At 39.1% G+C, this 24400-nt stretch carries 18 protein-coding genes; 13 read left to right on the top strand and 5 right to left on the bottom strand.

Annotated features, from left to right (window positions below):
• Window positions 1–165 precede the first annotated feature (165 nt).
• From HDE70_RS18805 to HDE70_RS18765, 9 genes are all read left to right on the top strand, one after another.
• Window positions 166–3378, top strand: a complete 3213-nt coding sequence (locus HDE70_RS18805; protein ID WP_183868302.1) for a SusC/RagA family TonB-linked outer membrane protein — start codon at window positions 166–168, stop codon at window positions 3376–3378.
• Window positions 3379–3395: 17 nt separating this feature from the next.
• Window positions 3396–4823 (top strand): SusD/RagB family nutrient-binding outer membrane lipoprotein, encoded by a 1428-nt coding sequence (locus tag HDE70_RS18800; RefSeq protein WP_183891539.1) that lies wholly within the window; start codon window positions 3396–3398, stop codon window positions 4821–4823.
• A gap of 219 nt (window positions 4824–5042) precedes the next feature.
• On the top strand, window positions 5043–7811 hold the full coding sequence (locus HDE70_RS18795) for a TonB-dependent receptor (protein WP_183868300.1): 2769 nt from the start codon (window positions 5043–5045) through the stop codon (window positions 7809–7811).
• A gap of 194 nt (window positions 7812–8005) precedes the next feature.
• Complete coding sequence (locus HDE70_RS18790; RefSeq protein ID WP_183868299.1) at window positions 8006–10102, top strand: peptidylprolyl isomerase; 2097 nt, start codon at window positions 8006–8008, stop codon at window positions 10100–10102.
• A 64-nt stretch (window positions 10103–10166) separates the two neighbouring features.
• Window positions 10167–10682 (top strand): DUF2480 family protein, encoded by a 516-nt coding sequence (locus tag HDE70_RS18785; RefSeq protein WP_183868298.1) that lies wholly within the window; start codon window positions 10167–10169, stop codon window positions 10680–10682.
• A 32-nt stretch (window positions 10683–10714) separates the two neighbouring features.
• Complete coding sequence (locus tag HDE70_RS18780; RefSeq protein WP_183868297.1) at window positions 10715–11491, top strand: DUF3108 domain-containing protein; 777 nt, start codon at window positions 10715–10717, stop codon at window positions 11489–11491.
• A gap of 4 nt (window positions 11492–11495) precedes the next feature.
• Window positions 11496–12062 carry a DUF3109 family protein gene (locus tag HDE70_RS18775; protein WP_068405337.1) on the top strand — a complete coding sequence of 189 codons (567 nt, stop codon included), beginning with the start codon at window positions 11496–11498 and terminating at the stop codon, window positions 12060–12062.
• A gap of 18 nt (window positions 12063–12080) precedes the next feature.
• Entirely contained in the window at window positions 12081–12941 is an 861-nt protein-coding gene (rfbA, locus tag HDE70_RS18770) for a glucose-1-phosphate thymidylyltransferase RfbA (RefSeq protein ID WP_183868296.1), read from the top strand.
• Window positions 12942–12966: 25 nt separating this feature from the next.
• Entirely contained in the window at window positions 12967–13839 is an 873-nt protein-coding gene (locus HDE70_RS18765) for an ROK family protein (RefSeq protein ID WP_183891538.1), read from the top strand.
• Between the two features lie 60 nt (window positions 13840–13899).
• Here the strand turns inward: HDE70_RS18765 and HDE70_RS18760 are convergent, their stop codons facing one another.
• Window positions 13900–15675, bottom strand: a complete 1776-nt coding sequence (locus HDE70_RS18760) for an aminopeptidase P family protein (protein WP_183891537.1) — start codon at window positions 15673–15675, stop codon at window positions 13900–13902.
• A 231-nt stretch (window positions 15676–15906) separates the two neighbouring features.
• Between HDE70_RS18760 and HDE70_RS18755 the strand changes: the two genes are divergently transcribed.
• Window positions 15907–16128, top strand: coding sequence for a hypothetical protein (locus HDE70_RS18755; RefSeq protein ID WP_260161294.1), 222 nt, complete (start codon window positions 15907–15909; stop codon window positions 16126–16128).
• Between the two features lie 78 nt (window positions 16129–16206).
• Window positions 16207–17316: a HesA/MoeB/ThiF family protein gene (locus HDE70_RS18750; RefSeq protein ID WP_183891535.1), complete on the top strand. Its 1110-nt coding sequence runs from the start codon at window positions 16207–16209 to the stop codon at window positions 17314–17316.
• 50 nt (window positions 17317–17366) lie between these two features.
• Here the strand turns inward: HDE70_RS18750 and HDE70_RS18745 are convergent, their stop codons facing one another.
• From HDE70_RS18745 to HDE70_RS18730, 4 genes are read right to left on the bottom strand one after another with little or no spacing between them, the layout of a single operon-like run.
• The gene (locus tag HDE70_RS18745) at window positions 17367–18587 is read right to left on the bottom strand and encodes an ABC transporter permease (RefSeq protein WP_183868291.1); all 1221 of its coding nucleotides are present in this window, start codon (window positions 18585–18587) and stop codon (window positions 17367–17369) included.
• Window positions 18588–18598: 11 nt separating this feature from the next.
• Window positions 18599–19345 carry an ABC transporter ATP-binding protein gene (locus HDE70_RS18740; protein WP_221270700.1) on the bottom strand — a complete coding sequence of 249 codons (747 nt, stop codon included), beginning with the start codon at window positions 19343–19345 and terminating at the stop codon, window positions 18599–18601.
• Complete coding sequence (locus HDE70_RS18735; RefSeq protein WP_183868290.1) at window positions 19342–20589, bottom strand: efflux RND transporter periplasmic adaptor subunit; 1248 nt, start codon at window positions 20587–20589, stop codon at window positions 19342–19344. The genes HDE70_RS18740 and HDE70_RS18735 overlap by 4 nt, the downstream gene beginning before the upstream one ends.
• Before the next feature lie 3 nt (window positions 20590–20592).
• Window positions 20593–21927 (bottom strand): TolC family protein, encoded by a 1335-nt coding sequence (locus tag HDE70_RS18730; RefSeq protein WP_183891534.1) that lies wholly within the window; start codon window positions 21925–21927, stop codon window positions 20593–20595.
• Between the two features lie 185 nt (window positions 21928–22112).
• Here HDE70_RS18730 and HDE70_RS18725 point away from each other — a divergent pair, with 185 nt between their 5' ends.
• Window positions 22113–23210, top strand: coding sequence for a sensor histidine kinase (locus tag HDE70_RS18725; RefSeq protein ID WP_183891533.1), 1098 nt, complete (start codon window positions 22113–22115; stop codon window positions 23208–23210).
• Window positions 23179–23916 carry a LytR/AlgR family response regulator transcription factor gene (locus HDE70_RS18720; protein WP_183868287.1) on the top strand — a complete coding sequence of 246 codons (738 nt, stop codon included), beginning with the start codon at window positions 23179–23181 and terminating at the stop codon, window positions 23914–23916. Before HDE70_RS18725 ends, HDE70_RS18720 begins: the two co-directional genes overlap by 32 nt.
• Window positions 23917–24400 lie beyond the last annotated feature (484 nt).

Raw genomic sequence — 24400 nt, 5'->3', positions numbered from 1 at the left:
TTAGGTTGTATATTTTTTTGCATAAACGATTTAAATTGTCAAAAAATGTAAAAAAAAGTTTTGTAGATCATTTTCAAACCCTATATTAGGTGATTATCAACCAGTACGAGTATCAACCACTCATTAACCATTATTAACAATTAACTAACTAAATTATTTAGAATTATGAAAAAACTTCTACAAAGTTTGTTCGTACTTCTGTTTGTTGCAGTATCTGCAATGGCTCAGGAACGGACAATCAGTGGCACAGTTACGGCCCAGGAAGATGGCCTTCCCCTTCCAGGCGTAAGTGTAAAAATCAAAGGAACACAAATCGCAACAAGCACAGCAGGAAATGGAAAATTTACTATCCGTGCAGAAAGCAAAGCAGTCTTAGTCTTCTCTTTTATCGGTTATTTACCTAAAGAGGTTACTGTAGGTACTAATTCATCACTTAATTTGTCTTTAATAGCGGATAATCAACAACTGAATGAAGTTGTAGTAACTGCAATGGGACAATTGAGAACTAAAAACTCTCTGCCTTATGCAGCGCAACAAGTTAAGGGTGATGAAATAACTCAGACCAGAACAGCGAATGCAGCCTCAGCATTATCTGGAAAGGTTTCTGGTTTACAAATTATTCAAGGTAACGCTATTGGCGGATCTACAAATGTGGTGATCAGGGGTAATAAATCATTGACAAGTAATAACCAGGCTTTATTCGTAGTTGATGGTGTACCTGTTGATAACTCTAACAATAACAAAGAGGATCAGACTAAAGGTAAAGGCGGATATGATTATGGTAACGCGGCAGCGGATATCAATCCTGATGATATTGAGTCTGTGAATGTACTGAAAGGTGCGGCTGCAAGTGCTTTATACGGTTCAAGAGGTGCAAATGGTGTAATCATGATTACAACCAAAAGCAGAAAACAAAATGGTATGGGTATAACGATTAACACTGGATTATCCATTGGATCGATTGATAAATCAACATTCCCTACTTATCAGAAAGAATACGGTGCTGGTTATTCAAAAGGCTATGAAAGTGGTGATGGTTTCCTTTTAATTGATGTATTAGGAAATGGTGTTAAGGAAAAAGTTGTGCCAACTGGTGAAGATGCTTCATATGGGGCAAAATTTGATCCTAATTTATTAGTTTATCAATGGGATGCTTTTGATCCTGCTTCTCCTAATTTCCATAAAAAAACTCCATGGGTAGCCGCAGCTAATGGTCCTGCATCATTCTATCAGACTGCTATTTCTAACAGTAACAGTATAATGTTAGATGGAGCAACAGATAAAGGGACTATTAAACTTGGGTATAGCAGAAATGATGAGAGAGGAACTTTACCAAACAGTAGAGTACTGAAAAACATTGTGAATTTTGGGTCTACCTATAAGATTACTGATCGTTTAACTGCTTCTGCATCTGCGAATTTCTCAAAAATTGACGGTAAGGGCAGATATGGTTCAGGTTATAGTGGTCAGAATGTGAATCAGAACTTCAGACAATGGTATCAGACTAACGTAGATATTCAGGCTCAGAAAGATGCATATTTCAGAAATAAGAAGAATATAGCCTGGAACTGGGCAGATCCGTCTACAGCAGCAGGTTTAGTTCCGAAGTATACTGACAATTATTACTGGACCAGATATGAGAATTTTGAAACTGATACCAGAACCAGAATTTTTGGAAATGCAGCATTAAATTATAAAGTTAATGATTGGTTGAACATTTTAGGAAGAGTAACATTAGATGCTTACAATGAGAATCAGGAAGAGCGTATTGCTGTAGGTAGTCAGGGTCCTGCATCTTATTCGCGTCAGGATCGTACTTTCAATGAGACAAATTATGATTTAATCGCAAACGTTGATAAAAACATCTCAAAAGATCTGAACTTTAAAGCACTTTTAGGTACTAACATCAGAAAAAGTAAAGTCACAAGTATTTTTAACACAACCAATGGTGGTTTAATTGTACCAGGCTTGTATAGTATATCTAACTCTGTTGGAACGCTGGCTGCTCCTATTGAAACTTATCAGCCTAAAGAAGTTGATGGTTATTTTGGTGGTGCTACACTAACTTACAAAGAGTTTTTAACTTTTGATGGTACATTCAGAAGAGATAAATCTTCAACTTTACCTACGGGTAATAATGCCTATAATTATTACTCTGTTGCTGGTAGCTGGTTATTCTCTAAACATATACAACAAGATTGGTTGTCTTCGGGTAAATTCAGAGTTAACTATGCTACTGTGGGTAATGATGCGCCATGGGGTAGTACCTTAAATTCTTATAAAATTGAAAACCAATTTGGAAGTACAATTGTAACTTCTTATCCACAAATAACTAATAATATTAATTTAAAGCCTGAGCAAACACAAAGTACTGAGTTTGGTCTGGAGATGGCATTCTTGAAAAACCGTGTTGGTTTTGATGCATCATATTATGTAACGAATACTAAAAATCAAATCCTTCCGGTTGCAGTTTCTCCATCTGTTGGTTTTTCTAATACTTTCGTCAACGCCGGTACTATTCAAAATAAAGGAGTTGAGCTTTCTGTTTATGGTACTCCAATCAAGACAGATAATTTTAACTGGACTATCAATGTAAACTGGACCAGAAACAGGAATTTAGTAAAACAATTATATAATGACAGTAAAAACGTACAGATCGCAGCTTTCAATGCTGGGATTAGCGTAAATGGAACATTAGGTCAGGCTTTTGGAACAATCCAAGGTAAAACTTATGTCTATGATGCTCAGGGTCAAAAAGTTGTTGGTGCTGATGGTTATTATCAATCAACAAGTACGACGAATAATGTAATTGGAAACATCAACCCGGACTGGATGGGTGGTATCTATAATAAATTCAGATATAAAAGCATTACTTTAGGTTTCTTAATAGATATCAAAAAAGGTGGCGATTTATGGTCGTTAGATCAATTCTATGCAACTTACACAGGTATATTACCTAATACTGTTGGTAATAACGATTTGGGTAACCCAGTTAGAAGTCCACTTACGAATGACAGCAAAAGTGGAGGTGTTATTTTGCCAGGTGTGACGGCTGACGGTAAGCCAAATACAAAACGTGTAATTATTGATGCAAATAATGGCAGATATCCACAGTCGGAATTTATTTATGATGCGGGTTATGTGAAATTAAGAGAAGCAACCTTGACTTATAGCTTACCAAAATCAATGCTGACTAATTGGGGCCCAGTTAAAGGGGTAGATCTTTCTGTTTTTGGAAGAAACTTATGGATTATTCATAAAAACCTACCATATGCAGATCCAGAAGAGAATTTATCTTCAGGTAATGCTCAAGGCTTCCAGAGTGGTGCTTATCCTACCACAAGAGTTATCGGATTCAATGCCAAATTATCATTCTAAAATTAAATTCTATTCAGATGAAAAAACTAATTATATTTTTTATAGGAATGCTTAGTCTAGCAGCCTGCAAAAAAGATATCACAGACTTAAATATAGAAACTAAGAAGCCTGCAACAGTACCTCCGGGTAGTTTATTTGCTTTTGCAACTAAATCGTATGCAGATGCGATGACCAGCGCAAGTGTAAATGTTAACGTATTTAGATTTACGGTTAGTCATTGGGCGATGACCACTTACCAGGATGAAGCAAGGTATGATTTCACAACCAGGACTATTCCTCAGATTTGGTTCAGAACGATGTACAGAGATGTGCTTCAGAATTTAAGTAATTCTGCTGCGTTAATTAGTGCTGATGCTACAATTACACCAGGTGAAAAAGCGAATAAATTAGCTATACTGGATATTATGCAGGTTACTGCTTTTAGTACACTGGTGAATACATTTGGGAATGTACCCTATACTGACGCTTTAAATCCGGCAAATTTGTTTCCTAAATATGACGATGCTAAAACTATCTCGCTGGATCTGTTAAAACGGTTAAACAATGATATTAGTCAATTAAAAACAACAAGTCCTGGATTTACAGCTTCAGAGGATATTCTGAATACAGGGTCTATTGCAAAATGGATAAAATATGCGAATACCTTGCGTATGCAACAAGGATTGATCATTGCAGATGCGGACAATGCTTCTGCAAAAGCAGCGGTAGAGGCATCGGATGCCGGAGCGATCTCATCTGCTGCGGATAATAGCTCATTTCAATATTTAGCGGGTGCACCAAGTCAGAACCCATTGTTTGTTGATATTGTAACTGGTGGCCGTGGTGATTATGTTGCTGCTGAAGATTTAGTGAATAAACTTACAGCACTTGCCGATCCTCGTTTACCTCAGTTTTTTGCTAAAACAGTTGCTGGTACTTATGTAGGTGGACAAGTTGGTGCAAACAATACAATTTCATTAGTCTCATTACCTGCTCCAAAAGTTTACGCAGCTAATGCTCCAAGTTTATTAATGGATTATGTAGAAACTGAATTCTATAGAGCTGAAGCGGTTGAAAGAGGATATGTTGTATCTGGAAGTGCTGAAACCCATTATAACAATGCAATAACTGCATCAATTATTTATTGGGGTGGCACAGCAGCAGATGCTGCAACTTATCTGGCTCAGCCAGCTGTAGCTTATGCAACAGCTACAGGAACCTGGAAAGAAAAAATCGGAACACAAAAATGGATTGCTTTATATAGCCGCCCTTTCAATGGCTGGACTGAAATGAGAAGACTTGATTTTCCTAAAGTTACAGCTCCTGTGAGTGCAAGATCTGCTTTTCCTACAAGATTTACTTATCCAGGGAATGAGCAACAGTTGAATGGTACTAACTATACCGCTGCTGCTGCTGCCATTGGTGGTGATTTGACTACAACTAAATTGTTTTGGGATAAATTCTAAAAGCTTTTAATGTGAATTAATGCCTTTATATGTGCATTAATCAAAATACCCCCGGGAAATTCCCGGGGGTATTTGTGTTTTTATAGAAAAAACGTTTTTTAAGAATAATTTCTGGCTTTTTTTAGTTTAAAATATTGGTTTTTAATGTTGTAGGTGAAAAATAGTGTATATTAATGTAATAAAAATAATACCTCAATCAAAACCTATCAACCAAGACCTATGAAAAAACAATTATCAATTGTTGTTGCACTGCTATTCCTATGTACAGGAATGGTAATGGCACAAAAAAAAGCCATCACCGGAACCGTTATTGACGGAGCCAACAAAGAAATCATCCCGGGTGTATCTATCCGGGTCAAGGGAACTACCTTAAGTACAAGCACTAACCAAAACGGACAATTTTCTATCCTGGCCGGACCGGCAGACCAGCTCATTTTCAGCTATACCGGCTATACAGCAGTAACAGCGACTGTAGGAACCAACACAAAAATTGATATAACTTTAGAGAGTAATACTGCCCAGTTAAATGAAGTCGTATTGATTGGTACACGTTCTGCGGGACGGGTAAAACTGGAAACAGCTGTTCCGGTTGATATTGTGAATGTCAGTAAATCTGCGGCAACAACTGGCCGTATGGAGCTTACCGATATTTTAAACTATGCAGCACCTTCATTTAATTATAATAAACAATCCGGTTCTGATGGAGCAGATCATGTGGAACTGGGTACTTTAAGGGGATTAGGCCCTGATCAGACCTTAGTTCTGATTAATGGCAAACGCCGCCACTCTACTGCTTTTGTTTCGGTATTCGGAACACGTGGAAGAGGTAACTCGGGTGTGGATCTGAGTACCATACCAACAGCTTCAATTGAGCGGGTCGAGATTTTAAGAGATGGTGCATCTGCACAATATGGATCTGATGCGATAGCAGGGGTAATCAATATTGTTCTAAAGAAAACAGTCAACCAGTTTAATATCAATGCTGGTTATTCCGGATACTATGACCCTACATTTAATAGTAAAAATAGTGTAGTCGCTAATCAATATCCACATGGTGGATCAATTGATGGAAATGCAGTTAATATAGACGCGAACTATGGCTTTAAAATAGGGAAAGAGGGTTTCCTGAATATTACTGCGGATTACTCGAAAAGTGGAAAAACTTACAGACAGGTACATGATACTACCACATCAGATCCTAAAGCATTGCCTGTAAATACAGCCAGACGTGCTAACGGAGATGGTTCGTCTGAGAATGGGACTATCTTTTTTAACAATGAAATCCCATTAAGTGCCAAAACTACTTTCTACAGTTTTGGTGGATATAGCTATAAAGGATCAGACGCCTATGCATTTTCAAGAAATTTCCTGGCCAGACCAGATCGCTTTCCAACAACCAGCACAGGTGCATTAATTCCGGTAGACGGGATAATCTTTAATACACCTAACGGGGATTCTTATTATAATCCGTTAATTGAGACACACAATACGGATGTATCATTTGCCGGTGGTCTGAAAGGGAGTTTCGGGGATGCCTGGGATTGGGATCTGAGTAATAATACAGGAAGTAATAATTTTCATTTTTATGGTGAAAAAACGTTTAATGCATCTTTAGGAGCCGATAAAACACATTTTGATGATGGTGGATCGGCTTTCTTACAAAATACAACTAACCTGAATTTCAGTAAACACTTTGATAAAGTGTTATCCGGGTTTAACCTTGGTTTTGGCGCAGAATACCGTTACGAACGCTATAAAATCTTTTCGGGAGAAGAGGCATCTTATAAAAATTATGATCCAAACGGAGTAAAAGCAGCAGGTTCACAAGGTTTCCCAGGTTTTCAGCCTGGAGACGCTGTCAATGCTAATCGTAAAGTATTTGGTGGTTTCGTAGATTTTGAAGTTGATATTACTAAAAAATGGTTAATTGATTTTGCGAACAGGTTAGAGCATTACAATGACTTTGGCTATAACTTCAGTACTAAATTCGCTACCCGTTATAAATTGACGGATAATTTCAATATCCGTGGTTCGGTAGGAACTGGTTTCCGTGCACCATCTTTACAACAAATTAACTATAGTTCTACCTTTACGAATGTTCAGGGCGCTATAATCTCTGAAGTAAAGATCGCACCTAATTATAGTCCGATCACGCAGGCAGCAGGTATTCCTAATCTGAAACAGGAGAAATCTAAAAATGCAGGCCTTGGATTTACATTCAAGCCAGTTCCTGAATTCAGTATCACTGTAGACGGATATATTATCAAGGTAACTGACCGTGTAGTGTTATCAGGTCAGTTTAGTGCGGACGATACTTCTCTTGATCCGTCATTTACCAATGCGTTAAAAGCATTACATGTAGGTTCGGCGCAATTCTTTGCCAATGCCGTGAATACGACCAATCGCGGGTTGGATGTGGTGCTGGATTACAATAAAACTATTGGGGATAACCGTTACCGGATGTTGTTTACGGGAAACTTTCAGCATATGACAATTGATAAGGTCAATTATCCGCCTATTCTGGGAAAAACGGAGACTTTGCAGGAAACTTTCCTGAGTTCAAGAGAGAAGAAATTTATTCTGGCTTCCGCACCATCAGCTAAATTCTCTTTAAACCCGGAATACGGGCATAAGGATTTTACTGCGGGTTTGCGTTTTACTTACTTTGGAAAAGTTGAGATCAATGGATATGGTGATGGATCAAGTATTTATCCTACGGTACCAGCTGATAATGGGTCTGGCCCGCTGCCGGATCTGTACAATTACAACGGAAAAGTAGTGAGTGATCTTTATTTCTCTTGTAAATTGAATAAGATTGCCCGGATTACGCTGGGTTCTGATAATATATTTAACGTACACCCTGATCTGGGCTACATTAAAGGGGCAAAAGGATTTGCTTATAACAATGAACCTGCGGGGCCGTTTGATGCAGTTCAAATGGGCGGAAATGGAAGACGTTTCTTTGTTCGTGTGGGTTTAACGCTATAGTATTTTAGTTAAAAGGATAAAAAACCACACCGGCCGGCTGAGCTTGCCCGTGTGGTTTTTGTGTATTTTATCTGCTGTAAAAACTTTATTGAATCAAATTTAAATTTGCTCATATTCAAAAACATTAAATTGTTTTCTTTTTTTGGCAAAAGTTGTATCTTGCGCCCTCTTTAGAAATATAAATAATAGATATTATGGGTTTTATGACATTTTTGCGGAATCGCATGGGCATTATCTTAGTGGGCGCCATCGGTTTTGCAATTGTTGCATTTTTAGTCGGTGATGCAATTAACGTAGGAAAGCCTTTCTGGGCAGCATCTCAAAAAGTTGTTGGGTCAGTAGATGGTGAGGACATCAACATCGATGAATTCGGTCCTAAAGTAGATCAGAATTTACAACAGTTCAAACAGCAGTACGGTGGTAGTGCTAATCCTCAAATGACAGCTATGGCTGTTGACAATGCATGGAATGGTGAATTGGCTACTTTACTGTTAGCTAAAGAATATCACCGTTTAGGTTTAGGTATCTCCAGCGAAGAATTGTTCGATTTATACCAGGGTAAAAATCCCAGCCCGCTGATCGTTCAATATTTTGGTAATCCTCAAACTGGTCAGGTTGACCGTGCTGCGGTAATCAATTCATTGAAACAACAAGCTACAAATCCTCAGTTGAAACAACAATGGGATTTATTGGAAGCTGAAGTTGAAAAACAAGCTTTACAGCAGAAATATGCTAACTTAATTAAAAACTCTGTTTATGTAACTTCTATTGAAGCTAACGATGAATATCAGAACAGAAATAAACTGGCTAACTTTAACTACGTAAGCCTGGATTATGCAAGTATTCCTGATGCCTCAGTTAAGCCTTCTGAATCTGATTACTCAGAGTATTACAATAACAATAAAAAGAGATTTGATAACCCAACAGAGACCCGTTCATTTGAATATGTTTCTTTCAGTGTTAATCCAACTAAAGAAGACTCTGCTGCTGTTAAAGGCCAGATTGAAAAATTAGCTTCGGATTTCAAAGCTTCTAAAAGTGATTCTTTATTTGCAGCAGTTAATTCTGATGTAAAAGTTCCATATGCTTATATCAACAAGGGTAAATTAGATCCTAAAATTGATTCAGCAGTATTTGCTTTACCAGCAGGTAGTTTCTACGGACCAGTGTTCAGCGGAAACTCTTACAAACTGGTTAAAGTTATCGATACCCGTTTTTCTCCTGATTCAGTTAAAGCAAGTCATATTCTTTTAGACGCAACCAAATTAGGTGGTGTGGATAAAGCAGAGAAAATGGCTGACTCTTTGAAATCTCTGATTCAAAAAGGCGCAAGTTTTGCTGAACTGGCTAAGACTTACAGTGTAGACGGATCGAAAGATAAAGGTGGTGAACTGGGTACTTTCTCCAGAGGACAAATGGTTCCTGAATTTGAGAATGCAGCATTTAATGGTCAGGTTGGTGAGCTGAAGGTAGTACGTTCACAATTCGGAGTACACTTAATTAAAATCGAAAAACAAATTGGTTCTTCTAAAGTAGCTAAACTGGCTTACATTGAGAAAAACCTTACACCAAGCAGCAAAACTAAGGATCAGGCTTATAAAAAAGCATCTAACTTCCTGAATTTAGCTAAAGGTGATAACTTTAGTGCTGAAGCTAAGAAATTAGGTTATACAGTAGCAGTTGCAGATAGAATTACAGGAAGCCAGGGTTATGCGCCAGGACTGGATAATCCCCGTCAATTGATCCGTGATGCTTTTGCAGCTAAAAAAGGTGATGTATTAACAGAAGTTTATCAAATGGATAATGCTTTCGTTGTAGCCCATGTTACAGACATTAAAGCAAAAGGTATTCTGCCTCTTGATGCAGTTAAAAAGGATATTGAGCCAATGGTGATCAATGCAGTTAAAGCAAAGATGTTAACGGAAAAATTAAACAATGCAGCTAAAGGTGCTGGCAGTCTGGCTCAGATAGCTCAGAAAGTTGGTAAAACAGTTACTCCTGTTTCTAACATTGTTTTCTCTAACCCTATTGTACCGGGTGCAGCGCAGGAAAATAAGCTGATTGGTAGTGTATTTGGTTCAGCGCCAGGTAAAGTATCTAAGCCAATTGATGGTGAGCACGGTGTATATGTATTTACAGTAAACGGATTTACTAATCCTGCACCAATTGGAAATACTTACAAACAAAAAGAAACTATGCGTCAGGTTATTGCTCAAAAGTCATTAGGAGCAGCATTCCAGGCATTGCAAGATAAAAGTGACATAAAAGACAATAGAGTGAAATTCTATTAATCTTATTTTACGTAATTTTGAAACCGGAAGTATATCACTTCCGGTTTTTTTATTTTAAGCGAAAATGGATATTCAGGAAAATATAGTCAATAAGGTTGCTTCCAGTGGTTTGGTTACTTTCAATCTGGAGCTTTACTATGATCAGGGGGAAAGGGTAGTCTATGATATCAAAGAGAACCTGTTCCATGGCCTGATGCTTAGAGAAAAAGATTTCAGAGAATTTATAAAAACACATGACTGGGCATCTTATACCGGGAAAAATGTAGCCGTTATTTGCAGTGCAGATGCGATTGTACCCACCTGGGCTTATATGTTACTGGCCAATAAGCTGAAACCTTTTGCAAATGAGGTCGTTTTTGGTGGTTTAGATACACTGGAGGCTGTTTTATTCAGTAAAGCCTTAGCTAAAGTTGATCTTTCTGTATACCAGGATGCCAGGGTTGTAGTGAAGGGATGTGCAGACATTGATGTTCCGGTATCTGCCTATGTGGAGATCACTTCTTTGTTAACTCCGGTGGTAAAAAGTATCATGTATGGTGAACCTTGTTCTACAGTGCCTATCTTTAAACGAAAGGATTAGTTTTTTTGGAGGAGTTTTTGTTTAGATCAGGTATGAGGAAATTGTTTTTGCTGTTTGTTTTTTTGATTACCATCGCCGATGCTGAAGCTCAGGAGTTACCGTTAAAGAAAGAACCGATCTTTCAGGCAGGGGAGGTTTTATCTTATAAATTGAAATATGGCTTTATCACAGCCGCGGAGGCTACGATTAAAGTCATGAATTCAGACCTCAAATTTGAGGACAATGAGACCTATAAGCTGGTAGTCGATGCAAAAACTTCCGGTACCTTTGATATCTTTTATAAAATCAGGGATCATTATGATTCTTATATAGACAAGACCAAACTGACTCCTTATTTTTATCAGGAGGACGTTAAAGAAGCAAGTTATACCAGGAAGGATAAAGCGCGGTTCACACAGGAAACAAAAAAGGTTGTTTCTAATAAGGGAACTTTTACTGCACCAACCAATCAGACCTTTGACCTGGTTTCTGCCTATTATTTTGCCCGAAGTCTGGACATTTCCAAACTGAAAATTGGGGAGAAGTTTAAATTGAACTATTTTCTGGGTGATGGCATTCATCAGCTGGAAATCAAGTATGTTGGAAAAGAAGTTGTAAAAAGTAAATTAGGAAATATACGTTGTCTGAAATTCAGCCCGTCTATTGAGCCAGGCAGGATCTTTAGGAAAGACAGCGCTTTGTATCTCTGGATCACTGATGATGGCAACAGGGTGCCTGTAAAGGCTCAGGTAGAGATTATCGTGGGTGCAGTCACTATGGAAATTAAATCGGCTGACGGATTAAAGTATCCGCTGGCTAAAGAAAAATAAGAAAATGATAGAAGTACAAAATACCCTGATACACGAAGACGTTATACGCGAAAATTTTGTGTGTAACCTGAATAAGTGTAAAGGTATCTGTTGTGTGGAGGGAGATGCAGGAGCGCCTTTAGAAGTAGCTGAAACAGCTATTCTTGCGGAGATTTATCCTAAGATAAAACATATGCTTGCACCAAAAGGGATCGCAGCCATTGAAGCGTACGGGACCTCTGTAGTAGATGCAGATGGTGACCTGACCACCCCATGCGTGGATGGTAACAAAGAATGTGCTTATGTTACTTTCGAGAATGGAATTACTAAATGTGCGATTGAGAAAGCGCACGAGCAGGGAATCGTAGACTGGCAAAAACCAATCTCCTGTCACTTGTATCCGATCCGGATTACACAATACCCGGAATTTGATGTGCTTAATTATGACAGATGGCATATCTGTTCTGATGCTTGTGCATTCGGAAGGGAACTTAAAGTACCAGTCTATACCTTTTTAAAGGGGCCGCTGATCAGAAAATATGGCGCTGATTGGTATGAGGAATTAGAAAATAGTGTATCTTCAAACCTATAATCATAAAAATATAAAATTTTGAAAGGAATAATTTTAGCAGGGGGGAGCGGCACCAGGTTGCATCCCTTAACTCTGGTCATGAGTAAACAAATGATGCCTGTTTACGATAAACCAATGATTTATTATCCATTGTCAACATTAATGCTGGCTGGAATCAAAGAAATACTGATTATTTCTACCCCTCATGACCTTCCTAATTTTGAAAAGCTTTTGGGAGACGGCAGCAGTTTAGGCTGTAAATTTACTTATGCTGTTCAGCATGAACCTAATGGTCTTGCCCAGGCTTTCGTAATTGGAGCTGACTTTATTGGAACAGATAAAGTTGCACTTGTTTTAGGAGACAACATTTTTTATGGTGATGGTATGACTAAGCTATTACAGGCTAGCTCTGACCCTGAAGGAGGAGTTGTTTTTGCTTACCGTGTGTCTGACCCTGAACGTTATGGGGTAGTAGAATTTGATGCGGATAAAAAAGCAATATCCATTGAAGAAAAACCTGAGGCACCAAAATCTGATTATGCAGTTCCGGGACTATATTTTTATGATAACAGTGTGGTAGAAATTGCGAAAAATATCAAGCCTTCTCCACGTGGTGAATATGAAATTACCGATGTAAATAAAGTATACCTTGAGCAGGGAAATTTAAAAGTTGGTGTGCTGAGCCGTGGAACAGCCTGGTTAGATACAGGGACTTTCGCTTCCTTAATGCAGGCGGGACAATTTGTACAGGTTATTGAAGAACGTCAGGGTTTAAAAATCGGATGTATTGAAGAAGTAGCTTACAGAATGGGCTTTATTGATGCTGAACAACTGCGCAAAATAGCGACCCCGCTTGTTAAAAGTGGATACGGAGCTTATTTGCTGAAAATGATCAAATAAATTTAAAACAATCTTAACCAGAAACATGAATTATAATTTGCCTGAACTGCCTTATATAGGGGTAGATATTGGAGGCTCTCATATTACAGCAGCACACGTAGGTGCTGCTGATTTGAAAGTAATAAAGAGTTCCCTGATCAGAGAACGTGTAGCTTCTATGGAAGGTGCTGAGGTAATCATTAAATCATGGGTTGATGCTTTATTGCCGCTGATTGAAAAAAGAGGGGAAGAAACTACCTATGTTGGTATTGCAATGCCCGGACCTTTCGATTACGAAAAAGGTATCTCCCTGATGAAAGGAACTAAAAAATATGACTCTTTATACGGGTTAAATGTTTTAGAAATACTAGCTGAAAAATTAAATATCCCTACCAGTCACATTCTTTTCAGAAATGATGCTGAATCGTTTTTGCATGGTGAACTGGCCTCTGGAGCAATAGCAGGCGAGAAACGTGCATTGGGAATTACACTGGGAACCGGATTAGGTTCTGCAAGTAATTGCCAGGGTAAAACTGTAGACTCAGACCGTGCATTTATTCCATTTAAGGATAGCATTGCGGAAGAGTATATCTCTACCAGATGGTTTTCAAAACGTTATAAAGAGTTAACAGGAAAAGATATTAAAAACGTAGAATCTCTGCTTGAATCTGATGAACAGCAAATCAAGGATCAGATATTTGAAGAATTCGGTCAGAACCTGGCCAGCTTCCTGAATGATTTCATTGCAGAAGAAAAGCCTGATGTTATTGTCATCGGCGGGAATATAGCGAAGACATGGGATTATTTTATTCCGGAAGTGAAAAAGCATCTTCAAGATCAGCATGTAGCTTTAAAACAGAGCATCATGTGGGAAGACGCGGCTTTAGTTGGCGCAGCTTATAGCTGGCAGCTCGCTTAAGATAAAACACCTTAAAAAGGAAAGCGCCGTTCTCTGTTTAACAGGAACGGCGCTTTTTATTTATATAGCTTTCGTGGCTTCTTTCAGCCAGTTGCTTTCTTCGGGAGTTAATCTCGGGCTCAGCTTTTCAAAAACTTCTGCATGGTAACTGTTTAACCAGTCGATCTGTGATTGTTCCAGTAATTCCTTTTTCACAATCGTAGTATTGATCGGAGCAATAGTCAGGGTTTCAAAACCATAGAATTCATTAAACTCATTCACTTCAACCGCAATGGTCTGTACCAGGTTTTCAATGCGGATACCGTGTCTTCCCGGACGATATACCCCAGGTTCGATAGACGTGATCATACCCAGTTCTATCGCTACCGGAGTATTGGTTGGGTTGAATACTTGCGGGCCTTCATGCACATTCAGGAAATAACCTACACCATGACCTGTTCCATGACCATAATTAATCGCATGATCCCATAATGGTTTTCTGGTGATGGCATCAATCTGATAACCGCACGTTCCTTTAGGGAATTTTGCTTTACAACCATCAATCATACCCTTAAGCACAAGCGTGTAATCTGTTTCTTCCTGCTCAGTGGTAATGCCCATTGGGATGGTACGGGTAATATCCGTTGTACCGTAAAAATACTGGCCTCCTGAATCGACCAGGAACAGGCTTTCAGGAATTACCTCTGCATCGCTTTCTGCCGAAGGTGAATAATGCGGTAATGCACCATGTGCCCTGAAGGCACTTATAGTGGTAAAGCTATCTCCAATAAATCCATCTTGCGCCGCTCTGTATTCACGTAATTGTGCAGCCGCAGAAAGTTCTGTAATCCTGGTTTTTCCAATAGTTTCTTCTACCCATTTTAAAAACCTGGTAAGCGCAACACCATCTTTAAGCATTGCTTCGCGGGTATTTGCAATTTCTGTTTCGTTCTTAACTGCTTTCAGGCTGGTAGAAGGATTCGTTTCCTTAATAATTTTTACTGAAGAAGGAACCAGCTTTGCATAAGCATAGCAGTTACGTTTAGGATCTATAAATATCGAGGTGCTTGCAGGAAGCTGAGTCAGCGCACGTTCAATTTCTTCATAAGGAAGAACTTCAACTCCGCTTTTCAGTAAAATAACCTTTTCAGCTTCTGTTAATTTATCAGGATTAATGAATAAAGTAGCATGATCCTGATTAATTAATGCGAAGGCTAAAACCACAGGATTAAAGTTTACATCCTTACCTCTGATATTGAATAACCAGGCAATGTCATCCAGTGAGGAAACCAGGTGATGATCTGCCTGATGCTTAAGCAATGTGGCTCTTACTTCATTCAGCTTGCTGCTTACCGATTGTCCGATATGTTCATCCGCAATTAAAAATGCCGGATCAATAGGTAACATTGGGCGGTTTTCCCAGATCGGGCTTAAATAATCTTTGCTGACTAATTGAATATCCCTGGTAGATAATTGCTGGGTAAGCAGATCACCTAATAAGACAGAGAGTAATTTCTCATTGGTTGCTACGATAGCACCTTTATCCAATTTTTCATTTAACCATTGTATGTATTCCGGAGCATGCTGAACTTTTTGTTTAACCAGTTCAAAACCGCTGCCAGCTAATTGTTCTGCACCTTGTTCGAAATATCTGAAATCAGTCCACAGACCAGCAAAATCGTGTGTAATCACTAATGTGCCCGCTGAACCTGTAAATCCTGAAGTAAATGGAATACACTTATAATGTTTTGGCAGGTATTCACTGATATGAGGATCAGCAGATGGGATGATATAGGCCTGTACATTATCGGCCTTCATTTGTTTACGTATTTCGCGTAGTTTATCCTGATATGTCATATTGCAAATGTTGTTGTATAGAATTTGATGTCCAAATTTAACGAATTTATTTACACGCTTGAGACAATGGGTCTTTTGAACAGCGGGCAGAAAAAAATAGTTGCTGAAAAAGTGGCCTGAACAGATTATAAGCTGAATTTTCAATTATTCTTTAGCAATAGCAACAAAAACACGTCGTTATAGGAGTTTTAATTTATCTTTGGGGTCGAGGAGAAGAATATGGGATTGAAAATGCGTATAACGTATAGAGACACAGATTATGTGTACGAAATTATAGATGGTGCAGCAATAAATAAAGAAACTACCGAATTGAAAATAATTCTAAACGGGCAGCCGATAACTTTATTGAAAAATGTTAACCAGGTTTGGATGCAGCAGGATAGTGAATTTACTATTGAACCTGATCTTGCCCAGGCTTTAGGAAGATCTGTATCCTTGCGCTACCGCATGTAACTACAACCCAATATTCCTCAGAAAAGCTCTACCACTTTTGATTACGTCAGGATACCTGTTTTTTTTCGAAAGGTTAAAATGAATATAAAAGGCGAAGCGCGCTATCAGCGGCAAATATTACTTAAAGATTTTGGATCGGCTGGTCAGCAGAAACTCTTTAAAGCAAAAGTACTGGTCATTGGTGCAGGTGGACTGGGTTGTCCAGTTTTACAATACCTTGCTGCGGCTGGTATCGGCACTTTAGGAATTGTAGATCATGATTTAGTGGAGCTGAGTAACCTGCACAGACAAATTCTATATACTGTTGCAGATGTGGGACTTTCAAAAGCATCCTGTGCAGCAGAAAGATTAAAGAAATTCAACCCTGAAATTACAATTATCCCCTATCAGGTACAATTGACGAATCAAAATGCAGTATCAATTTTAAATGAATTTGATATTGTGATTGATGGATCAGATAACTTTCCGACACGGTATATGATCAATGATGCCTGTGTATTATTAAACAAACCTTTAATATACGGTGCATTGTCCGAATCCGAAGGACAGGTTGCTATCTTTAATGTGGCAGGCATTGATGGTGTTAAAGTGAATTACAGAGATGTTTTTCCGACGGCCCCTCAGCCAGGGGAAGTTTTAAACTGTTCGGAAGCAGGAGTACTGGGTGTTTTACCCGGCATTATTGGAACGATGCAGGCCAGTGAGGCAATCAAACTGATTTCAGGAGTTGGAATGCCACTGATCAATAAAATGATCATCTATAACCTGTATTCGGGCGAAACTTATAAGCTTAAGCTATCACCTGCTGATTCAGGAGAGACCACCTTACCTGTTAGTCTGGAAGCTTTCGCTCAAATGGATTATCAATGGTTTTGCGGGATTAAACAACAGACCGGAGAAGTTAAAGAAATGAGTCCGGCAGAATTTAATAAAGTGAAACAGGAAGAGGGTTTTACTATTATTGACGTGCGTGAACCAGACGAACTTCCTGTGGCATCCGGATTTGACTATATCAGTTTACCATTATCCGTACTAAGAAAGCAAATTCCACCCCTTGAAGGAAAGAAAATAATTTTGTTCTGCCACTCTGGAATCCGAAGTATCATTGCAGGAGAGTTATTGCTGGAAGCCTATCCCGATAAAGAATTTTATAGCCTTAAAGGCGGCGTTTTACGGCTGAACTTTTAGCAGGTAAAGACAGAAGAAAGTAGGCTTGAACTTTCTTCTGCCACTATTAATTATTCATAACGTAAAGCCTCAATAGGATCAAGGCGCGATGCCTTTAATGCAGGATAATAGCCAAAGAAGATCCCTGTTACAGCGCAGACCAAAAAGGAAATCACAATAGAGAACTCAGAAATTACAGTCGGCCAGTTCAGCATTTTTGGGACAATCAATGCCGCAGATACCCCGATCACCACCCCAATTACACCACCTGTAATACTGATCATAACTGCTTCAATCAAAAACTGAAGCAGAATATCAATCCCCCTTGCCCCAATAGACATTCTTAACCCTATTTCACGTGTTCTTTCGGTTACAGAAACATACATGATGTTCATGATCCCGATTCCGCCAATTACCAATGAAATACTAGCTACCGCAGTCAATAAAGCGGTCATCATACTGCTCGTAGAATTCATCATGGTCATTAACTCCGCCTGTGTCCGGACCTGAAAATCGTTATCCTGGTTCTGTCTTAAACGGTGGGATTCTCTTAAAATCGAATTGATTTCATTCACAGCAGCATCAGAAGCACCTTCATTAATTGCAGACGCATAAATACTACCAAAATAAATAGAAGAAGTTATTCTTTTTTGAATGGTTGTATAAGGCGCGATAATCAGGTCATCCTGATCCTGTCCGAAATTGCTGTATCCTTTAGGGACCAGTACACCGATAACCTGGAAAGGGATTTTTCCAAACCGGATCACCTTTCCTATAGGATCTTCCCCATTTGGAAAAAGGTTGTCGACAACTGTTTTACCCAATAGACAAACTTTGGCTGATGCTCTTACGTCCTGAGCGGAGAAGACAATTCCATCTTTGATCACCAGTTTTCTGATATCCAGGTACTCCGGACTAACCCCTTGTATATTTGTCGGCCAGTTATTAGCTCCATTAATTGCCTGTCCGCTCGAAGAGGCCAGCGGGGAGATGGTGGCAATATCAGGCGCACTTTTCTTCATGGCCTCCACATCCTTATACGTTAAAGTTTTAAAGCTGCTTCCGCCTAATCTTGCTCCTCCGGGTTCATTACTATAGGGAGTAATCGTAATCATATTGGAACCCATACTAGACAGCGAGGCATTAATACTTTCTTTTGAACCTTCCCCAATAGACATCATGGTGATTACAGAACCAACGCCTATGATAATACCAAGCATAGTGAGCAAGGCACGTAATTTATTGCGCTCTAAGGCTAAGAGGGCAAGTCTGACCAGATTAATGAGTTTCATAATCGTATATTTTAATAATCATCCGCTGCGGGCAACGCAGCTAAAGCGTCTTTCGCAGAACGATGGTTCGTATTCATTGAATCTTTTTGAACTTTTCCGTCTCTAAGCATGATCGTTCTGCTGCTGAAACCTGCAATATCAGGCTCGTGCGTAACGAATACAATTGTTTTCCCATTCTGATTCAGGTCCTGCATCAGCGCCATAATCTCATAAGATGTGCGCGTGTCCAGGTTACCAGTAGCCTCATCTGCAAGGATCATCACCGGTTCATTGACCAAAGCCCTTGCAATAGCTACACGCTGCTGCTGGCCACCAGACAATTGATTTGGCGTATGGTCAAATCGTCCATCCAGTTTTACCGCCTGTAAAGCTGCAATAGCCCTCTCTTTTCTCTCTTTCGACCCTATGGCAGGATTATAAAGCAATGGTAATTCTACATTTTCCAATGCCGTAGTCCGTGGCAGTAAATTATAAGCCTGAAAAACGAAACCAATTTTAGTATTCCTTAGTTTGGCCAGTTCATCTCTGGAAAGCTCTTTTACATTGACCTTGTCGAGCATATAAATCCCGTCTGTAGGTTTATCCAGACATCCAAGCATGTTTAATAACGTCGTTTTTCCTGAACCGCTGCTTCCCATAATGGTTACAAATTCTCCCGCATTCACCTCAAATGATACTCCCTTCAATGCTCTGACAATTTCAGTACCCATGGTAAACTCACGTTTTACATTCAGGATTTCCAGAATTTTGTTGTTCATCGTTTTCTTCCTCCCGGTCTTTGTGGCATAAACGGACTCTTAACTGCTGCGGCATTTGCTGCGGCAACAGATTCAGTTCCGGTCACTACAACCTCATTGTCATTTAACCCACTTAATACCTGCACATGGTTATTGTCATTCAAACCAGTTTTAATCTTTTTCTGAATCAGTTTGTTGTCTTGTAAAACCCAGACATAACTATCCGGTACTTTCACGGTTTCAGATTTTGAAGTACTGTCTGAGGTTGGTTTCATCTTCTTATTGCCATGTTCTTTGCCCTCATGGCGTTTTTCAGGAGCTGGTACCAACTCGTACTGCTTCTTTAAGGAAGAATCCGGATTGAACTTGATGGCCTGTACAGAAATTAACGACGCATCTTTAACTTCCTTCGTATAGATCACAATATTCGCCGTCATCCCCGGCTTTAGCTTTTTATCATCATTTGGTGCATCAATAAGCGTAGAATAGGTTACTACGTTCGCTGATATAGATGGTTGCAAGCGAATCTCTTTCACTGTACCATTGAAAGTATCATCAATAAAAGCATCCACAGTAAAAGATGCTCTCAGCCCCACAACAACATTACCTATATCAGCCTCATCCACTTTGGCCTGTACCTGCATTTTGGTGATATCTTTCGCAATGGTAAAAATTGTGGGCGTATTAAAGCTGGCGGCCAGTGTTTGCCCTATATTTACACTTCTGCCCAACACAACACCATCAATTGGAGAATAGATCTGTGTAAACGAAAGATTTCTTTCTGCCGCTCTTAACTGCGCCTGAGCACTATTGACCGTTGCCTTGGCCACCTGGTAAGTATTCAAAGCGATATCATAATCCTGCTTGCTGATAGACCCGGTTTCAAACAACTGTTTTTGACGGTTAAAGTTAGCTGCCTGATAACTCTGATTACTCTGAGCCTGTGCTACACCCGCTTTAGCCTGATCGACCGTAGCCATGATCAGTGTTTTATCCAGCTGTGCAACAAGCTGTCCTTTTTTTACGGTAGAGTTGAAATCTGCATATAAAGCGGATACCGTTCCTGATACCTGCGTACCTACAGTAACCGTATCGACCGGCTGTACCGTTCCGGTAGCCGTTACACTCGTGGAGATTGCACCTTTACTGATGGTTTCTGTTGTTAAAACAACGGGTTTCTCTTTGGTCCTTAAAAAGAAGTACCAAACCAGACCAGCTAAAACAATCACTGAGACTATAATTAACCTAGTTTTTTTAGAGTTCATGATTTATAATTTAATGGGTGTTCCCAGGTAAAAGGCGTAAATTCTTGCAGCAAGTGCAGCATTATATTTTGCTTGTATATACGATTGCATAGCCTGTACGTATAAATTTCGCTGCTGATAAAAAGAGACAATATTAAATACGCCAATCTTCAATTCCTGTGTGGCTATCCGGTAAACTTCCGTGTTATACTTTAATTGTTCAATCGCTGAAGCTAATTGGCTTTGAGAGTTCTGCGCAGTGATATAAGCTTTCTCGGTAGTGAGCGCCAGGGTCGTTTTGGTATTTTCCAATGCCAGATCAGATTGGATAGCCTGTATTTTTGCTTTGGCCACATTGGTCTTGTTGATCCTGTTCGTGAAAATTGGAACAGAGAGCGTCAATCCACCCTGCTGATAGAAGTTATTATCAAATTGTTTGAAAGCATTATAGGTCGGATCATTTGCATAGCTTGTTCCGATTCCAGCTCCCAGAGTTAAAGTTGGCAAGTAACCTGATTTTGCTTTATCCACATCAAGCGCTGCGCTGCGTACCCCAATTTCTGCATTTTTGATTTCAGGACGGTTTTGTAGTGCATAGGTCTGCACCGTTTGTAAATCCGGGAGGGGTTGATCAGAAATTACAGTGTCAGGTTTTATAATATCAAAATCATGTGTTGCAGGTAGTTGTAATAACTGTTTTAAAGTTATCTTATCCTGACGCTCTGCATTTTGTGCCGTGATCAGATTATAATGGTCACCGGCAAGCTGTGCCTGGAATTGCGCTACGTCTTTTTTTGCGGCAGTACCTACATCAAAAAGATGCTGTGTCTGACCAAGCTGTGCAGTAGATGTTTTGACCAGATCCTGATTATACACAATACTTTCCTTATCAAGCAGAATACTTAAATAGGCTTGCGTAATAGCTAAAGTAATATCATTCTCGGTAGAAAGGACAGTGAAATTTGCGGACTGGACAGCTAAATCTTTTTGTTTAATATCAGTTTTCAGGTAGCCTCCTTTATATAATGTCCAGGAAGAGGCCAGCCCATAAGCACCGGCATAATTAATGGCACTGGTTGAGCCATTCGTATTCAGGTTATAATGGTTAAAAGATTGAGATGCTGACCCGGACAGGTTGGGTAAAAGCGCAGATTTCGACTGTAGTTCGTCCTGCTTGGCGCTCTCTGTAGTTAGTCTTAATGTCTTGAGTTGAATATTGTTTTGCTTTGCATAGTCAAGACAGGTAGCCAGATCCCATATCACTGGAATATCTTTGGTTGTCGTGTCCTGGCCGAACCCTTTAATGCAGGAAAAGCCAAGAAACAAAAAGAGCAGGCTCTTAATGGTTAATTGTGACATATGATGAGATTAAAAATCCGGTTTAACAGCTCTAATTAACGTTAATTAACAAAGCGAAAAAAGTATAATCGACTGTTGGTTAAAACATACCGACAAAGAACGAAAAGTGGACGATGGAAAGATTTGCACCTATTACAATACGTTGATTACCTTGCCCTAATAAATATAATTAAATTTTTGAATAGATGAATGCAGTAAAAAGCCGTTCCTATATTACAGTTCTTCTCCATATTTTACTATGGATGCTATTTGCCTTTATCCTGCTTTTTTATATGCCATTAACATGGAGTATTACAGTACCTCCTCAATTCTGGATTAAGCAAAGCTTTGAACTGTTGCTGCTCATTATTATCTTTTATGTCAACAGCTATATCTTTGTTCCGCAATTATTGATGAAAAATAAGTCTTTTGTCTTTTTGCTCATTATAGTTATGGCGGCAGCGCTGAGTAGTTTCCTTGTGAAATCTCTGGATGACGCACTGAATTTGCCATTTCTGATTAATCAGGCATTTATGAAAATTGGTATTCCCAAGCTTCCGAAATCTGGGAACAAGATGGATATTTTTCTGATCATGATGACTTTCTTAGTGATTGGGATCAGTACCAGTGTAACCCTGATACAGAAATGGCAGGCGAACAAACAATTACAGGAAGCACTTGAAAAAGACCGGATAGGATCAGAATTGTCCTTTTTAAAAGCACAGATAAATCCTCACTTCTTCTTTAATACCCTGAATAATATCTACGCATTAACACATGTGGATGTAGAGAAATCACGTAATGCCCTGCATAAATTATCAAGGATGATGCGTTATCTCTTGTATGATACTCAGGCAGGCAGCACTCCACTCAGCAAAGAAGTCTCGTTCATTGTCGATTATATTGAGCTCATGAAGCTTCGTCTCAATGATACGACTAAAGTGACTTTTGAAGGCCCGCTGATTAATAATGATATACAAATTGCACCTATGTTATTTCTGCCTTATATTGAAAATGCTTTCAAGCATGGGGTAAGTTCAACCTCATCTTCGGTGATTTCTATTGAACTGAGTATGGAAGAAAGTACTCTTGAAATGAAAGTAAAGAACTCTGTTTTTAATGAAAATGCGGAGATTGCAGATAATTATGGTGGTATAGGCCTCACCAATACTAAAAGACGCCTTGATTTACTATATCCGGGAAAACATACTTTTTCGGCGGGTAAGACTGAAGATACCAATGAATTTATTGTTCACTTAACCTTGATACTTGATGATACTGAACTGTATAGCGGTAGACGATGAGCCCTTAGCCCTTGGGTTGGTTTGTAGTTTTATTGAACAAACTCCTTTTTTACGTCTCGCAGGCAGTTTCTCCAGTGGAGTAACCGCACTGACTATGATTCATGAACAGGAAATAGATCTGATCTTTCTGGATATACAAATGCCGGATCTGACCGGGATTCAACTGGCCAGGATTCTGGACAGGCAGCCTGGCAGTAATGGCCCCAGGGTAATATTCACGACAGCTTTTAACAACTTTGCACTCGAAGGCTATAAAGTTGATGCGCTTGATTACTTGTTGAAGCCATTTAATTATGAAGAGTTCCTGATTGCTGCTAATAAAGGAAGAGCTTATGCGGAGTTGGTCAAGCCTGGTCAGCAGTCACTTATAGCATCAGAACAGGAAGAAGAATATATCTTTTTAAAGGTTGAATATCATTTGGTCAGAGTGGCTATCAAAGACATTCTGTACATTGAAGGGCTCAAAGATTATGTAAAAGTTTATCTGGAAAACGCAGATAAGGCGATATTGACTTTGACCAGTCTTAAGGTGCTGGAACAAAAGCTCTCTCCTAAAATATTTATGCGTGTTCACCGCTCTTATATCGTCTCTCTTGAAAAGGTAAACTCTGTCACCAAGAATAGTCTGAACATAGGCTCACTGAGTATTACCGTGGGGGAACAGTATAAAGACGCATTCAATTCTTACTTAAGCAGGTGGATGTAACCCTGTGATTAACTCAAAGTTTCTAATTCTCTAAATTAGAAATCAATTCAACTTACCGGCTTTTTTGCACAAAAAGGAGTGGCCTCATTCCTTTTTCCCGTTAGTCTCTATTTTTATTTCAGAAATATAATTTAAAATTAATTAACTCACAGTCAGATTGTTGACCTGTGAGTTTGCGTCCTGCTGTGGTGACTTTACTTATTGTGCAATAAAATTCAGATATGGATTGGTAGCTTAGCTACCAAATTGATAAATTTTTGCTAAATGGCCTTTATCTATCGGGCTAAAATGCAAATATTCAATGCTTAACGATTGTTCCTGTAAATATATTTCCAGTAATGAAAAAACATCTAAAGTACAACAAAGACGGTCTCTCTCCACTAATTTTCGCACCACCTGAGTGTATGGATTATCAGAAGATTCCTGATCCGCAATTTTAACAATTTAACTGCTAACCTGTAATTGGAAATGAATAAACGGTGTA

The sequence above is a fragment of the Pedobacter cryoconitis genome, from assembly GCF_014200595.1.
Taxonomy (GTDB): Bacteria; Bacteroidota; Bacteroidia; order Sphingobacteriales; family Sphingobacteriaceae; genus Pedobacter; species Pedobacter cryoconitis_C.
Note: the sequence above shows the minus strand (reverse complement) of the source record. Positions and strands in the feature narration are given on the sequence as shown.